The organism is Dapis purpurea BLCC-M126 (assembly GCF_050015975.1).
Lineage (GTDB): Bacteria > Cyanobacteriota > Cyanobacteriia > Cyanobacteriales > Microcoleaceae > Trichodesmium.
This window is the reverse complement of record NZ_JBNHER010000080.1, coordinates 27,545-44,596: the sequence shown is the minus strand read 5'-3', so window position 1 is coordinate 44,596 and position 17,052 is coordinate 27,545. Positions and strand designations below refer to the sequence as shown.

Genomic DNA, 17,052 nt, shown 5'->3' with positions numbered 1-17,052 from the left:
ATTTTGGGCTACATAAGGCAGAAAAATCAAGGGATAATTCTGACTCCTGACTCCTACCATCACTCATAAGACTTTTTCAGCAACCCCTAGATATATGAAAAGTTAGGATTTTGGGCTACATAAGGCAGAAAAATCAAGGGATAATTCTGACTCCTGACTCCTGACTCCTACCCTCACTCATAAGACTTTTTTAGCAAACCCTAGATGTATTGAACCTATAACCCTGACCTCGAATTGTTTCAATCGGGCAGTCGCAGCCATAACTTGCTAACTTACGACGTAATAACCGCATTTGGGCAGCGACGACGTTGCTCATTGGTTCTGCCGCAAAATCCCAGAGTTGATGGCGAATTTTACTGCCAGAAACGATGCAATTGGGATGCTGCATCAGGTAGGCAAAAATCTGAAATTCCTTGACTGTTAGAGGAATCGTTTGAGAGGATGGAGCTAAACTGATAACCAGAGCATTGTTAGCGTAATCTAGGGTAAATTTGTCTACCGTAAGGTTCTGGGGTTGAAATTGGGGCGAACGCCTCTGAAGTGCACGCAACCTTGCCAGTAGTTCTGCTATCACAAATGGTTTCACTAAGTAATCATCAGCTCCTGCATCTAACCCGGCGACACGATTTTCTGCTCTATCCAGGGCAGTAAGCATCAGAACTGGCAAAGGATTTTTGTGCAATCTGAGCCGTTGACATAATTCTAATCCCGATAGCTTTGGTAAGAGCCAATCAATTATTGCCACAGTATAGTCTGTCCATTGGTTTTCTAGATAGTACCATGCTTGAAGACCATCGGATACCCAATCGACTACATACTTTTCACTGACCAAGACTTGCTTAATTGCTAGTCCTAAATCTTCTTCATCTTCTACTAGCAGAATCCTCATTTTGCTTAACTTATAGAGAATATAGCAGTTTTCAACGGGCGTGAGGTACATCAATGATCCCCCTAAATCCCCCTTATAAAGGGGGACTTCTAGTTCCCCCCTTATAAAGGGGGGTTAGGGGGGATCGAAAGAACTGTACCTCATTAGTCTGGGAAATGCTATAGCAAATATCAAAAATTTTACTACATTTATTTCGGTTTATAATACTTGAGTTTACAGCGCTTTTCAGATTGATAAACCATATTGTCATAACCAAAACCTGATAGGGACGTTTAGCTATGCGACATCAAACGCATTTTTGTTATGCAATGTCCCTACAGTGATCTATCAATCATGAAAACTGCTGTAAATAGCTTAACCTTTAAATAGATAGGAATTTCTCGTGTTTCAGCCGAGAGAGAATGTCACTTTAGCAAACGTAAACCACTTAATGTTACTAAAACTGTAGACCCCTCATGGCCAAGTACGCCGAGAGGCATATTAATATTTCCAGTAAAGTTAGCGACCAATAATAGGAAAATAAATCCAATAGCAAAAGTAATATTTTGCTTAATAATACGGTTGGCGCGACGACCTAAACTTATAGCTTCAACTAATTTTTCTAAGCGGTCTGCCATTAACACTATATCTGCTGATTCTAAGGCAACATCACTACCCGCACCTCCCATAGCAATACCTACTGTAGCGAGAGAAATAGCCGGAGCATCGTTAATACCATCTCCCACCATTGCTACATTTTTGTTTTCTTGTTGGAGTTGTTTAATTACTGTTAATTTATCTTCGGGTAATAACTCTGAATAGACTATGTTTATACCTAGATGTTGGGCAACAGTATCAGCAGTTTGTTTGTTATCTCCTGTCAGCATAACTATAGATTCAATACCTAGAGATTTGAGCTGATTTATCATTTTTTTAGCTTCTAAACGCACCGTATCTGCAACAGATATAATGCCAATAATTTCTCGCTCTTTTGCTACCCAGATTACCGTTTTTCCTTGTTTTTGCAGGCGGTTACTTTCAGCTAATAACTGAGAATTGAAGCCAGTATTTATTTCTGACCTAATTAAATTTTCTTTACCTACTACAATAATTTGACTATCGACAACTCCCGTAATTCCTGCCCCAGTTTCAGCAGCGACATTAGTTGCCGATCGCCATTGAATATTTTTTCTAATTGCTGTTTGGATAATAGCTTCTCCTATGGGATGTTCGGAACAAGATTCTAGGGCAGCAGCTAATTCTAAAACTTCTATTTCTGACTTATCTTTAGCAGGAATAATATCAACAACTTGGAGTTTTCCAGTAGTCAAAGTTCCAGTCTTATCAAAAGCAATCGCTTTTATTTCTCCAATCATTTCTAATTGAGCGCCATTTTTAAATAAAATTCCTTGACGCGCTCCTGTAGCAATACCTGATAATAAAGTAGGCATTATTGATGCCATTAAAGCACAAGGAGAAGCTACTACTAAAAAAATTAGAGCGCGATAAATTGTCGTTTCCCAACTCCAACCTAACAAAAATGGCGGTAAAATTCCCAACAATATTCCAGAGATAACGATAATTTTTGCGTAGGTCTTTTCAAACTTTTCAATAAATCTCTGAGACGGTGGGGTTTCTGTTTGAGCTTGTTCAACTAAACGAATTACGCGCTGAATCAAACTACTTTCTGGAGACTTATTTACTTCTAATCTTAATACACCATTCCCATTTAATGTACCTGCAAAAACTTCATCGCCTACAGTTTTATCAACTGGTAAAGACTCTCCTGTAATTGGAGCTTGATTGACGGTACTATTCCCTTCAAAAACAATACTATCTGTTGGGATAAGTTCTCCTGGTTTTACTAATACTAAATCTCCGATTTTTAACTCATTGATGGGAACTTGTTTTTCTTGATTATTAATGATAACTCTGGCAGTATCGGGAGTAATACCCATTAACTTACGAATGTTACGTTCTGTTCGCTCCATTGCAAAAGTTTCTAGAGCGCCACTAATAGCAAAAATTAAAATTAGCACTGCTCCATCAATTATTAAGTGATATTCTCGCTGCCATAAACCTAAACCAGCAGCTCCCAAAGCAGCAACAATCATCAACAAATCAACATCTAATTCTTTTTCTGACCAGAGAGTAGTTAAACCTTCTTTAGCACTTTCATAACCACCAATGACATAAGCTGCTGCTAGAATAAATAGTGCTAAACCAATCAAATTTAGTTGTAAAAAAAACCAACTAAAAATAACCAGTAAAGCACAGGTTGCTGCCGCAGATGCTTCTGGATAATACTGAACAAATTGGAAGTATTTAGGTAGAGGAAATTTTTCTTGAGTCATGGGAATCAATGATATATTTTATTTTTGATTTAGGGAGATGTCTATTAGATTTCAAAATTAATTATACCTAAATGTAAATCAAAATCACTAAAAATTTTGCATCAAAAAATACTTACTGAATTTCATCTAAATTTCATCTACTCTGTGGCAAACTATTAGATGATTTTGTTGAGTTTTTTTCACATAAGGAGTTATTATGAAATCGTTTTCACTTATTAGTATTTTGACACTCAGTTTAACGCTTGGTGCGCCCACCGTGGTATTATCCCATGTTGGACATGGTGATGAGTTTCAAGCCACTGGTGGAATTGAACGAGTGCGAGTGAATCCCGAAACCGATTCCTTGTTAGGTATTGTGGTGACACCCATCGCCCAAAACGCATATAATAGCTACGCCGTTATGGTTCCTGTTACAGCATTAGTAGATGCAGACGGCAAACAACTTGTTTTTGTCAAATACGAAAATTTTTATGAGCCAGTTGAAGTGGAAACCGGAGCAACCCAAGGCGAAATGGTAGAAATCACCCAAGGGTTATCCATTGGAGAACAGCTTGTCACCCAGGGCAGTCTCTCCCTTTATGCCGAATCACGCAAAACCAAAACTGCTGAGACAACAGCAACTCCAGAAGCGATCGCCTCTCCTCAAACCAATGAAACTAAAGCTCAAGCTCAAGCCGATGAGAATGTAGCGCAAAAGTCTGAAGAGTTATCTGCGCAAACAACTCAAGAATCTAGTGGGATTCCAATAATGGGAATTTTAGCAGCCGTCGGCGGGGGAGCAGCCGTATTAGTAGGAGCGATCGCTATGATGGGAAATCGTAGTAAAAGCACCACTGATTAACGCTTGTAGTTTATAACAATAAACATCAAGGTAGACTACATAATAGATATCTCCAAAAATCAGAAATAGAATCAATATTTTGGTGACGAAGCATGACAGTGGGAGCATCTTGCTCCCGTACCAAACATTCTTTTTTTCCTGTATACCATGGCTTTGTTGCATGAAAGTAGCGATATAGCTGCTGCACTTGCTGCGCATATGTACTTCATAACACGCGGAAACTACTCTAACTATTGTCCAATAGATGAATAAAACATCAATAATTGAGAAAATCCGCGATATAGCTGCGGCACTTGCTCTGCCTTTTCCTGAGCGAATGACGCTAGTTCGCGCTATTTGGTAGGGGCGAATGGCATTCGCCCTCTACAGATAGCCTATTATTTCATAATTTGCGTAAGTCCTGAAAATTTAGATAATTACTATATGCAAGTCATTGCGACTGGAACGGAGTGGAAGGTTTGCGGAGCATTCCGGAACGGATAGCAATCTCCGCGCATCCCTGAGATTGCTTCCTATCGTCGCAATGACAAGTATTCAACCGGATTCTATAATAAGTTCTAATAATATTAAAATGTTTAACTCTCTTCTAAATCAAACCCTCAAAACCTCAATTGCCCAAAGGTGGATTATTGTTATCGCTGCTATTTTAATAACAGTGTGGGGAATTTTCACTGTCACTCAGATGCCACTGGATGTATTTCCTGAATTTGCTCCTCCCCAAGTTGATATTCAGACTGAAGCCACTGGATTAGCTCCAGAGGAAGTGGAATCCCAAATCACTGTTCCCATTGAAAGTGCCGTAAATGGCTTACCTGGAATCACAACAGTACGCTCTTCCTCCAAAGTTGGGTTGTCGATGGTGCAGGTGGTATTCGACCAAAATGCTGATATTTATAAAGCCAGACAATCAGTTACGGAACGGCTGCAACAGGTGACAAATCAACTTCCAGAAAGCGCTCATCCACCAGAAATTTCTCCCTTAGTTTCTCCCCTGGGAACAATTTTGCAGTACGCTTTCACCGTCAATAGTCAGGAAAAAACCTCGATGATGGATTTGCGTCGCCTAGTAGAAGTAACCCTCAGAAATCAGATTCTCTCTGTTCCTGGAGTTTCTCAAGTCACAGTTTATGGGGGAGACGAACGGCAAGAACAAGTATTAGTCGATCCGGAAAAGTTGCGTTTCCTCAATGTTTCTCTTACAGAAGTAACTGATGCAGCCAGAAATGCTAGTTCCAATGCTCCCGGAGGATTCCTGATTGGTGGGGGGCAAGAATTATTAGTGCGTGGTATTGGGCAAATGCAATCTATTGAAGATTTGCAGCAGTCCGTTGTCAAAGTGGAAAATGGCATTCCTATTTTGCTACAAGATGTGGCGGAGGTGAAAACGGGTACGGCACTCAAGCGCGGTGATGCTAGCTTTAATGGTAAACCAGCCGTGGTGATGATGATTAATAAACAGCCAGAAGTAGATACCCCGACAGTGACGAAAGCGGTTGAAAGTGTAATGGCATCGTTGCAGCCAACATTTCCAGCCGATGTGGAAATCGCGAGGACGTTTCGCCAGTCTAATTTTATTGATGCTGCAATTCGCAATGTTAGTGGTTCCCTGGTTCAAGGCATCATTATTGTCTCGGCAATTATGCTCATATTTTTGATGAATTGGCGGACGGCAGCAATTAGTCTGAGCGCAATTCCCATGTCTTTGTTGATTGGCTTGTTATTTATGAAAGGTTTTGGTTTGGGAATTAACACGATGACTTTGGGGGGATTAGTCGTTGCTATTGGTTCGGTGGTGGACGATGCAATAGTGGACATGGAAAACTGCTATCGGGGACTCCGCAGCAATCAGGCAGAGGACAACCCTAAACACCCGTTTCAAGTCGTGTATGATACCTCGGTGCAAGTGCGTTTAGCTGTGATTTTCTCTACGGTAATTATCATTGTCGTTTTTGCACCGATTTTTAGTTTGACGGGAGTAGAAGGACGTATTTTTGCACCTATGGGTTGGGCTTATTTGCTATCAATTACTGCTTCAACCCTGGTGGCAATGACTCTTTCCCCGGCTCTGTGTGCGATTCTTTTGGCAAATCAAACTCTACCCCAAGAAGGCACATTTATTTCCCGTTTGGCAGAACGCCTTTATCGTCCAATGCTCAACCTCTCGCTGCGAGTACCCGAAATAATTCTGGCATTGGCACTGGCAACTTTGGTTGCTACTGTTGCCATCGTTCCTTCGTTGGGACGGGTTTTTCTACCAGAATTTCAGGAAAAATCAATGGTAAATTCAATGGTTTTGTTTCCTGGTGTTTCTCTGGATATGACTAATAGAGCTGGAATAGCACTTTATAAATCTCTCCAGGATAATCCCCTTTATGAATGGGTACAGGTAAGAGCTGGACGCGCTCCAGGAGATGCCGATGGAGCAGGTGTTAGTATGGCTCATGTGGATGTGGAACTGAGTGATGAGGCACTAAAAGATAGGGAGGCAAGCGTTAAACAACTGCGGGAGACATTCCTCAAATTGCCCGGTGTTGCGCCGAATATTGGTGGGTTTATTTCTCACCGGATGGATGAAGTATTGTCTGGGGTCAGAAGCGCGATCGCTGTCAAAATCTTTGGCTCGGATTTAATAGAACTGCGAAAAGTCGGAGAACAGGTGCGCGATGCCATTCAACCTATTCCTGGAGTTGTAGACTTGCAGCTTGAACCCCAGTTACCAATCCGTCAAGTACAAATTAATTACGATCGAGAAGAAGCAGCCTACTATGGTTTAACTATGGAGGCAATTTCAGATGTGGTAGAAACGGCACTTAATAGTCAAATTGTAGCACAAGTACCGAAAAATCAACAACTTATCGACATTACCGTTGGGTTACAGGAATCAGCTCGTAATAATTTAGATGCTATTCGCGCCATTCCTATTTCTACCCCCACTGGACAAATAATTTCCCTCGGTAGGGTTGCCAAAGTAGAGTATGGTATGGGAGCTAATGTGGTTAACCGAGAGGATGTTTCTCGCTTAATTGTTGTTTCTGCTAACGTTGCGGAGCGCGACTTGGGTAGTGTAGTAGAAGATATTCAAGAGACTATTCGCCAAAATGTGCAATTGCCTAATGGCTACTTTATCCAATATGGAGGACAGTTTGAAGCAGAGCAAAATGCTACTAATAATCTTTTGCTGTACAGTATCCTAGCAGCGATCGTTATTGCTATCTTGATGTTCTTTTCAGTAAAATCTCTTCCTGCTACGATCGCTATTATGCTCAACCTCCCCTTGGCGTTAGTAGGAGGCATTGTTTCAATTGCTCTGACGGGGGGCGTGATTTCAATTGCTTCTTTGATTGGATTTATTACTCTATTTGGAGTTGCCGTCCGCAATGGTTTATTGTTGGTAGATAACTACAACAACAAGTTTGCTCAAGGAATGCACATTGAGGATGTAATTGTCAAGGGTTCTCTAGACAGAGTGAATGCCATATTAATGACTGCCCTTACCTCAGCATTAGGGATGTTGCCATTAGCGATCGCCAGTGGTGCAGGAAATGAAATTCTACAACCATTGGCAATTGTAGTTTTGGGTGGTTTGTTTACCTCTACTGCCTTAACTTTGTTGGTGATTCCTGCACTCTATGCTAGGTTTGGCAAGTGGTTGATGCCGAAAAAAGATATTGCTGTCAAGACAAGTTTTCACGACTTTATAACCAATTTATATTAAAGGTATTACTGTCTGGCTGTAATTTTAAATGGTGGATATTGACACTTTCTTGACAAAACCTTACGGAGTACTTTTATAGTAGAATGGTGAGTGTCCTGATGGAGTATGTTTAATATCAAATCCGGTTAATTCGGTATAAAAAAAATTTTCATCTTCATCCAAGAGCGAATGTTTCTAAATTCTCTTCCCTCCTGACTCCTGACTCCTGACTCCTAGATTAACTATTTAATTATACCAATGCTACCGGATTTGATATAACTGCTACAGGCCAGCCTTTATCTATTTTGGGTTGAATTGTTATCTCGAAAATATTCATGGTTATTGCAAGCGTTACTAAAATTTATTGTTGTCATTGAAATCTTGGCGTTGCTGAATTGGAGTATGAATGCGCGATTGTTTGGTTCTCGCCTTCGTCCCCGCGCATCCCCCATTCAACAAAAAGCGAAGCAACATCTGGCCTCCCCAATTCTAAGGGGGACTTTTAGAGTTTTATCCCCCCCAAAATTGGGGGGCTAGTGCCACTACGCGGAAGTCAGAAGTCAGAAGTCAGAAGTATTAATTAGTAAGACTTTTAGGATTTTGTAACTGGTCAGTTATTTCTGCCATTCTGCACTAGGGGGGCAAAATCATACCCAGAATCAGCAACGCCGAAATCTTTATCTGCTAATACTATTCTATAAACTCTCCACATAAATCTTGATACCTGTTTTCTAGCTTAGGATCTTGACTATTTTCTAGATAATCCTTAGCAAAATTACAACTTTTCTCCGCTGTCCAATCTAAGTCTAAACGCAATAAATTTATTTGGTTCCCTCTCATAAAAGCAAGAGTTTGCCCGTCTGCTGCAATTGCCAATTCGTCATTTATTGTCATTGTTCTATGTATTCCATCTGTCTCATAATCATTTGCTGTATATTCATAAGGATAGATATTAGGAAGATTCAATAATTTCTCCTGACCGTTTTTAGCCCAGAATTCAATTCTTTGAGCAGTAGGAGTAATTAGGATATCGCCTGGTCCAAATGCTGAAACCTTATAATTATTCAATCGGTGTAATATCTTATTATTATTATTATTATTTCTAGTCCAGATTATTGTATTCCTTCCCCCAGAAGCCACAATTTGTCCGTCTTGTGCGAACGCTAAACTTGTTATATCTTCTCTAGTTTTTTGATGCTCATCAAAAGAAGATACTTCTTTACCCTCACGATCGAAGAATCTGACTATATTGTCACTACTAACAACAGCAATTAAATCCCCATTTGGTGTAAATTTTATACTTGTTACATTTGAATCTTTATTGACAAAAGAGGCCAATTCATTGCCCTGAACATTGTACAATTTTACCTCACCGTCATCACTACGAGTCGCGATGGTTTTTCCATCTGGTGCAATTGCTGCTACATTTAGACGTGCTGGATAATTGAAATAATTTAATTCCTTGACTTTATTTTTCTCATCAATACTCCAGATTTTTATCGTACCCCGATCACTACTACTACTAATAGAAGCAAAAATTCTCGGTTTTGCTTTTGAGGCAAATACTACTTTTTCTACTTCAGGATGAGTTAGAGTATCTAATGGTTTACCTTCCCTAGTCCATAATATTACTTTTCCATCATCACTACCAGCAACGATGATTTTCCCGTCCGGTGCAAGTGCTAAATATCTTAGTATCCCTTTGTCTATATGGATCGAGGAAATCAATTTATCCTGAATACTCCAGATTTTTACTACACTTTCACTCCCATGAACAGAAGCGAGAGTTTTTCCATCAGGTGCAAACGCTAATCTTATTCTGTCTGCTCTTTCATCATCAACAGGAATAGTGAATTCAAGTTCCTGATTATCTTCAAAACTAAATATTTTTACTTTTCCTCTCATAGCAACAGCAAGTTTTTTCCCATCTGGTGTAAATTCTAAAGCGGGGTAACCTAGATCTTCCTCCAAGCTTAAGGTATTTAATTCTTGACCCTGAATACTCAAGATTTTTATCGTCCTCTCATCTGTCCTAACAGCAAATTTTTCCCCATCTGGTGTAAATTCTAAAGCGCCGTAACCTCGATGTTCCTTCAAGCTTAAGGTATTTAATTCTTGACCCTGAATACTCCAGATTTTTATCGTCCTGTCATCTCTCCTAGTCCTGTCATCTGTCCTAACAGCAACTTTTTGCCCATCTGGTGTAAATGCTAAAATTGAATCTCTTTCTCCCATCTTGAAAGTGAAAGTATCTAATTCCTGAAATGATTGATTGCTGTCTCTAGTCCATCGGATTACTCTTCCATTCTCACCAACACTAGCACAAACAAGAGTTTCCCCGTTGGATATAAATCTTAATACACTTACAGATCTCCTACTATCGCTTTTATGGCAAGTTAAAATTTGTTTCTTGGGCTGATCCTGAAGGCTCCAGATTGTTATTGTTCCATCATTACTAGCAGAAGCAAGAGTTTTCCCGTCCGGTGCAAATGCTATCTTTTCCACATATGGTACGCGAGTTGTGGTAGTATCTTGATTGTTACTCAAGGAAAATAATTCCTTTCCCTCTCGATTCCAGATTTTTATCGTTCCATCACGACTCGCAGAAGCAAGTCTTCCATCCTTTGCAAATGCTAGATTTGTGATATAACGTGTGTGACCGAATAAACGATTTTTTTCTTTGACTTTTGAAGATAAAGCTTGTTGTAATGCCAGAGATATTCGATACTTAATATCGCTATTATTTTTTTCACTCCCTTGATTTTCCTTATATGCTTCTAATCCTTCTATTAGAGAATCTATAGAATGATTATTCCGTAAAAATGAACTTCTCGAAGATTGAATCAGATTCTTAACTAGACTTTTCTGGGTTTCTTCTTTTTGTTTAACAACCTCGACCCTAGAAATAATAGCCCATACAGCAAAACCAAGAGATATTGCTGCGAATATGGATGTACCAGCAATTATCTGAGCATTTCGACGAGCTTTTCTTTTTTGTTCATCTCTCTGTTTGCTGATACAAGCATTCACATAAGCCATCTCACTTTCATTCAAAAATCCCTTTTCCTGCAACAGCACTTCCGCTCCCGCCAAACGATTTCCAGAATGCACTAAAAAAGAGCTTTCTTCCTCAGACTTTCTCCACTCCAAATCAGATTCCCTTATCGACTGACGCAGTTGCAAATTAGTCCGATTTTCATCCAACCACCTCTGTAATTTCGGCCAATGAGTAATTAAAGCTTCGTGAGCTACTTCCACGGTTATTTCCTGTTTTCCATCCCCTCCACTACCACTAAATTCGGTTCTCGTTACAACTAACCGAGCTTCTTCTCCTGCTAAACGCTGTACCAGTTTATCTGTCACCTGAAAATTCTCACTGCTAGTCAAATCCTTCAAATAAATCCGCTGTCGAGTATACTTTGGTTTATCGTCGAGAAGTAGACTTTCATCTAAACGAGTTAACCGTAAGAAAATATTTTTCACCTGTTCCTGCTCAACTTCAGATAATCGATGATAAAAACTATCCGCAGTCCTGGCGATCGCCTCTTTAAAACCAATTTTATTATACTCCTCACTCAACAACCACTTCCCACGACGTCGCTGCCAGAGTTGCTCCAAAGCATATTGCAAAAGAGGCATTTCCCCAGGCGAACTTTCCACATCCTTCTCAATTAAATTCACCACACCAGACTCAAAACGCAATCCCACCTTTTCTGCCTGTTCTTCAATCGCTTTCCGTAGTTCCTCACCATTCATCGGACTAATCAATTCTTGATTTTTCAGCATCACCTCCTTGAGTTTTTCATTTTCCCCACACTCTCCCCAAAAATCCGCACGCATCGTAATAATAACTTTCTGGTATTGAGCCAGTTTTAACAATTCAGTGATGAATTTTTCCCGGTTTGTTTTTTCACAAAGGGTAAATACCTCTTCAAATTGATCCACTACCACCACCAAAGACTCCCCTTTCACCCCCGATAGTTTTTCTTGCAACCGCTCCAGGGGACGATTATCAGGAGTAAATTCGATAACCTTAATTCCTTTTTCCTGCTGCTCCAAAACAGGAATTAACCCTGCCAGCACCACTGATGATTTACCCGTGCCAGAAGCACCCAGTACCGCTAAAAAATTATGCTCCTTTAGCTTTTGTCTGAGTTTTGCAATCAGAGATTTCCGCCCACAAAAAAACTCTTTATCCTCTGCCCGGAAAGGCTTCAACCCCTTAAAAGGACAGCGATAATCATAATTTGTTACTTCTCCTGTTAAAGCCAGAGCATTAAAACTAAGATCGAATACTTGCTGGCACAGAATATTCAATTCCTTTAAAGCATCCATCCGCAAATTTTGCTCCGCTTTACTCAGAACACCAAAATCTATTGCCAAGTTTCCCAATTTTTTTTCTTGCTGCTCAAATTCAGGAATCAGAATAGGTGCCCGTTGTTTTAACAACTGGCGATCGCTCTGTTGAAGACGCTGAACTCCCACTTTAATATCCGCATTAGTCAGTTCTCGGTCTAATTCTTGGCTATATATCGGTTTCCCTGCCAAGCGACTGAACAAAACTGGTACTGTTACATCTTGTCGTTTTCGCCGGAGTCCAACTAGAGCTTCAGTTAATGCTAAACTAGGATAACCATGTTCTCTGAGTTCTCTGTAAAAACCTGACGCCAGTTCTTGTGCCGTGTGTATAGTCACCGGATCTGTCATACCCAGTACCGCTGGCATACCTAATTTTTGTGCCAATGATTGTGCTAGTCCCCCCATTTCCGTTCCTGACTTCGCACTTTCGCAGGTACACAGAAAAGTAAAGTGGGGTGCGCGAGGCAAATCTTTCAGTTCCTTAATTAACACTGATGTTTTTATCGGTTCCGTTTCATTTTTATCATTCGCCAAATAAATTATTGTTTCTCCCTTGACAAATTTGCCATGACAAACTAGATGGAGTAGGGTATAATATTTATCTCGCGATGACAAATGATGCTTGAGTTGTTCCAGGGTTGGTAATCCCACTGCTCCATCAATATCTTTAGCGAGTAAATCGCTGGGAATATTATCTAGAGATGCTCGTACACTTTCCACAGTCTTGTGAACATCAAAGTCAGCCAACCCATACTTGCTACCATTGCTAGGATTAGCCACTAGAATCAGGGAGCGCAAATCATTCTTACCAATGACAGGAAAAAGCCGTTCTGTCATGGTGGGGACATAGATAGAAAAAGTTGTCCGCCGATCGATAGACAAATATTCCCAGTCATCATCGCCAACACTAAAAGGAGCGCATAGTCTTTCCCATCTTAAGGTTTTCAAACTATCGTCATTAAATGTATCAAGATGCAAGAAAACATATAATATTTGTTGTTCCTGAGTGCTGTTTTGCTGAGTGTAAGATAATGCTTTGTCAAAAGCAGATCTAATCTCCTGAGTAAATAATTTTTTACCCAATTCTCTACCGTATTTCTCTGGCTGTCCCAAATATTGTTGGAGTTCGGCAAAATTATCTTGAGTATTGAGATTGAGAGTACCTTTATAGTAGAGAGGTGAGTGCCCTGATGGAGTATGTTTAACTGCTACAGGCCAGCCTTTATCTGTTTTGGGTTGAATTGTTATCTCGAAAATATTCATGGCGATCGTAAATAATGTTGATAAAAAATATGGAGATAGATATTCGGAAATTCTCTAAGCGTTCATTTGCATACTCGAATACCAAATTATAGAATTAAGCTAACTTGTACATAAGGCATATGTCATTTCAGTTAGCCTCCTGCGGAGGAACTGCGTTAACAGTTATCAGTACCTCCGGCTGAAACTGGAGGCTTGAAAACCGGAATTTTCTTTTTCATCCCCTATGATTCGTTTTCCTGCTTCAACTTATCAAGTAGATTAGCCACATCTGATAATGTTGTCTTCAGTTTTTCGTCTGGGGAAGTTGATGCAGTCTGAACTTTTTCTAAAAATTGCTCTAGAGATGCAATTAAATTAGCCTGAGCTGACTTCAATACAGATTCATCAACACCTTTTGTCTCAGTTGCAGGCGCTGTCGGCAAAGTCACCTTTTCTATTACTGGGCGATCGCTCGTCACATCACCGACAACCAATTTCACTGCCGGATCGCCAATAACACAATAGCTGCGGGCATCGTTATTCGCCGTCCACATACTGGCCAAAGACTGGTGAGGAACTTCTTCACCATATTCGATCTCTTCCAGTGTACTACTGAGGTCAGAAGATAATTCTGCATAACGTTGGTCAAAAAACTCCATTGCTGATCCCACTGGATGACCTTCCATCAATCGTTTTAAGGTACTTTTAAACACTGCCAACTGTCGCCCAGTTCTCTCCCAGCGAAAAGACAAGCTCCAGGCGCGGTCTACATGACCAATTACAGCTAACGCTCCACCTTTGGGATGACCGAGTAGCCGTTGTGGCAAGCGAGCAACAAAGGGGATTAGGAGCAATAGTTTTTCGCGTTCCAAAAGCATCCCTGCGGGCAAATTCATCAAATTGAGGCGTACCCACACCATAGCAGGCAAAATTAAATGCGATCATTCCTAGCAACTTAGCATCATCGGTAATATCATCAGCAGAGAAGTAAAAGTCTTCTGGAAAGGGTTTTCTCCATTCAGTCGGACCAGGCCAATCCTGACAGAGTAGCGCCCCTTGATGGCGAAATTGCTTGGAGTCGCTACTATCAAAACCAACCCCATGACTGGCTGTAAATAAGAGGCTAGGAGTTTCATTTCCACCAAGCAGTTGTCCTAATTTTGCCTTAGTGGTTTCCTCTTTCAGTAGAGTTTGCATAGTCCAGTTTTGCTGATCTTCAGCCATCAATTCGGCTAATGGTTTAATCAGATAGTCAGCACTGTTTTGAGTAGCCTGATCTGCACTATTGCGTACACCAAAAAAACTGGCGTTGCGGGGCAATAAAAACTTGCCTGTTTCTACTTCGACTACACTTTGAGCGTACTGAGCGTATTCTTCTATGGTCTCAAAGTAAATACGACCTACAGCATACTGTACATCAAGTTGGTACTGAAAGCGGAAAGGAATCGTTTCCGGGTCGCCAACAATGAGTAGGTAGTAAGGCATTTTATCTGGATCGGCTGGACCAGGACCTACTTGATAACGGGCTAGAAATTTATTTTTTGACTCGGCGGGTTTCGAGTTAGTGGCTGAACGATAGCTGTACTCTTGGTAGTAATGCTCCTTATTTTTTGTTGCTTGCTCTTTGCGGAGGTTCAACAGTGGACTGAGAGCATCCTTAATTGCTTGGTCAACCTTATAATCGAAAATAACTCCCCAACCAGTCTCCGCTAAGTTTTTTGGGTCTACTCCCTCAATGGGAGCAAATTCAGTTTCTCTACCTTTAACGTGTGCATCTTTTTTCTGAAGTTCGATAAGGTGTTCTGCGTCAAATTCTTCCCCACGAGCGATTTTAGCGACTTGTTCTGGTGTTAGGGGTGGCATCAAATATTCACCAGTTGAAGCATTGATGCCATTGAAAAATAATTGCTCTGTTTCTGTACTCATTGGTTGATACCTAATTAATAATGTGCGAATCCAAAGGAGTGTTTTTTGGAAATAATGGTCATTCTCAGCAATTCCGGCAGCAGGGGGATGTTTGCCTCCTATTTTTTTATGTAAGCAACAGCCGAAACGCTTGCCATTCATTGAAACAATCAGAACTTATATCATTTCCGGATAATTAGTGATAAAAAACTTGTTCCTCCTTTTCCCCTCCTGGGAGGAGGGCTGTTTTAAAGGATCGCAAGTTAACGAATAGCAGAATATAAATTATCCCAATTTTCTATTTTATCGTTAACTGGTTGCTCTATAACCCCCTGTAGGGATGTTGCATAAGGGCGTCCCTACTACTCTAGATCTTAATCAGAATGGGATTTTTTTTACTTAGAAGTCCCTAACTGGCTAATGCTGCCTGCAAGACAGGATGGGCAACCACTGGTTGATAGATATCACAATGTGCGCCTAAACCTGGAACCAACTTGTTGGCACAGATGTACTTACTACCTTCAATGTTGTAAATCTTGCCACTTTCAAAGGAATAATCCAAATCCCGATCTAACATATTGAGATCGACAATATCTAATCCCTCCCCTTGGGCTCCAAAAGCTCCTATACCACCATACTTAGGCAATTTTCCGGGAGCAAAATCAACTGCACTAAAAGCAACTTTTCCTGCTAACGGATACAATTTCCCGACGGCACGATCGTGCTCAGAGCGACTAATAACAATTGGCCCATCCACCCGTTTATCTGCAATAATTGAGTGAAAATAACCAGACTTATTGCCTGGAACATAGGGACTTTGAGAAGAGTAAGACCAAAGAGAAACAGCACCTTGGAGCAAAGCCAAAGAGTTTACTGGACGCAGAAGTTCACCTTTTCCTCCCTTGCCTGCGATAGTTGCAGAAACTACAATGCAGCCAAAACTATGACCCTTGAGATGAAAACGGACATTTTCTGATGTAGCTGCCTGTAGTTCCCTCAATAACTGAGAAACACTATTTTCCCCTATTTTACGCGCTCGCTCTTTCATTTTCCAATAAGACAGAAGTTGCAGAGGCTTTAACACTAGAGACTTTAGCGTACTAAAAGTGCTAAAATCCACAGATTCAGCGTATTCATCAGCAAACTCTTCTCTTGCAGCTTGGTAGATTTCTTCTGGATCAAAAGATTCGCGATCGTTTCCCGGTGCGGCTCCTTCGCCTTCACTACCTAAACCTGACAATTGATTGAGTTTTTCGTAAGCTTCCACCACCTCTGGAGATAACTCTGATGGTTCTAGATCATCCATTGCCGCTGATAAAATTGTTTGCAGCAGTTCCTTGGCCTCTTCTGAATCTGCTATCTGTTCGTAACTATCGATCAAAGCTGAAATTGGACTTTCAGATGTTACTTCTCCAGATTCCTCGTTTGCTAGATTCTCGTCTCCCCAGGGTAAGCTTGGCCAGTGGATTCCAATAAATAAAGGTTTGAATCCCTGTCTAATTTCGTCCATTTTTTTCAAGTCATTGTTTTGCTTGGCGATCGCTGTCAACCATTTTTTATATTGATCGCGAGCTGAGGGTACATCCCCCATCCAACCATGACTAAATATGAAGACATCGGTAATCTGTTCACTTGCCACAACTTTTACCAGTTCCTGGCTCATTTTTCCGTCTTCAAGTTCGTTGCCATCCTTATCAAAAGCAACTAAGTAATATTGCAGGGGTTGTCCTGCTTGTAAAGAAATTTCAGGCAATATTTCTAGGGGCATCTTGGAAATCCAGGGTTAAGT

At 40.6% G+C, this 17,052-nt stretch carries 8 protein-coding genes; 2 read left to right on the top strand and 6 right to left on the bottom strand.

The genetic code is table 11. The features are described from left to right. Positions 1 to 190 precede the first annotated feature (190 nt). Both rppA and ACP6PL_RS07475 read right to left on the bottom strand, forming a co-directional pair. Complete coding sequence (rppA, locus tag ACP6PL_RS07480; RefSeq protein ID WP_426544130.1) at positions 191 to 889, bottom strand: two-component system response regulator RppA; 699 nt, start codon at positions 887 to 889, stop codon at positions 191 to 193. 404 nt (positions 890 to 1,293) lie between these two features. Beyond that, on the bottom strand, positions 1,294 to 3,222 hold the full coding sequence (locus tag ACP6PL_RS07475) for a heavy metal translocating P-type ATPase (protein WP_426544128.1): 1,929 nt from the start codon (positions 3,220 to 3,222) through the stop codon (positions 1,294 to 1,296). Positions 3,223 to 3,418: 196 nt separating this feature from the next. Here ACP6PL_RS07475 and ACP6PL_RS07470 point away from each other — a divergent pair, with 196 nt between their 5' ends. Both ACP6PL_RS07470 and ACP6PL_RS07465 read left to right on the top strand, forming a co-directional pair. Next, entirely contained in the window at positions 3,419 to 4,063 is a 645-nt protein-coding gene (locus ACP6PL_RS07470) for a permuted SH3 domain-containing protein (RefSeq protein ID WP_426544126.1), read from the top strand. 571 nt (positions 4,064 to 4,634) lie between these two features. Next, positions 4,635 to 7,778, top strand: a complete 3,144-nt coding sequence (locus ACP6PL_RS07465; protein WP_426544124.1) for an efflux RND transporter permease subunit — start codon at positions 4,635 to 4,637, stop codon at positions 7,776 to 7,778. 669 nt (positions 7,779 to 8,447) lie between these two features. On the opposite strand, the gene ACP6PL_RS07460 is transcribed toward ACP6PL_RS07465, so the two are convergent. The 4 genes from ACP6PL_RS07460 to ACP6PL_RS07445 form a co-directional block, all read right to left on the bottom strand. After that, the gene (locus tag ACP6PL_RS07460; RefSeq protein ID WP_426544122.1) at positions 8,448 to 13,379 is read right to left on the bottom strand and encodes an nSTAND1 domain-containing NTPase; all 4,932 of its coding nucleotides are present in this window, start codon (positions 13,377 to 13,379) and stop codon (positions 8,448 to 8,450) included. A 221-nt stretch (positions 13,380 to 13,600) separates the two neighbouring features. Further along, a complete protein-coding gene (locus ACP6PL_RS07455; protein ID WP_426544120.1) occupies positions 13,601 to 14,044 on the bottom strand; it encodes a hypothetical protein in 444 nt (147 codons plus the stop codon). Positions 14,045 to 14,063: 19 nt separating this feature from the next. Further along, positions 14,064 to 15,425 (bottom strand): hypothetical protein, encoded by a 1,362-nt coding sequence (locus ACP6PL_RS07450; protein ID WP_426544118.1) that lies wholly within the window; start codon positions 15,423 to 15,425, stop codon positions 14,064 to 14,066. Positions 15,426 to 15,672: 247 nt separating this feature from the next. Then, positions 15,673 to 17,031 (bottom strand): hypothetical protein, encoded by a 1,359-nt coding sequence (locus tag ACP6PL_RS07445; RefSeq protein ID WP_426544116.1) that lies wholly within the window; start codon positions 17,029 to 17,031, stop codon positions 15,673 to 15,675. Positions 17,032 to 17,052: the final 21 nt, after the last annotated feature.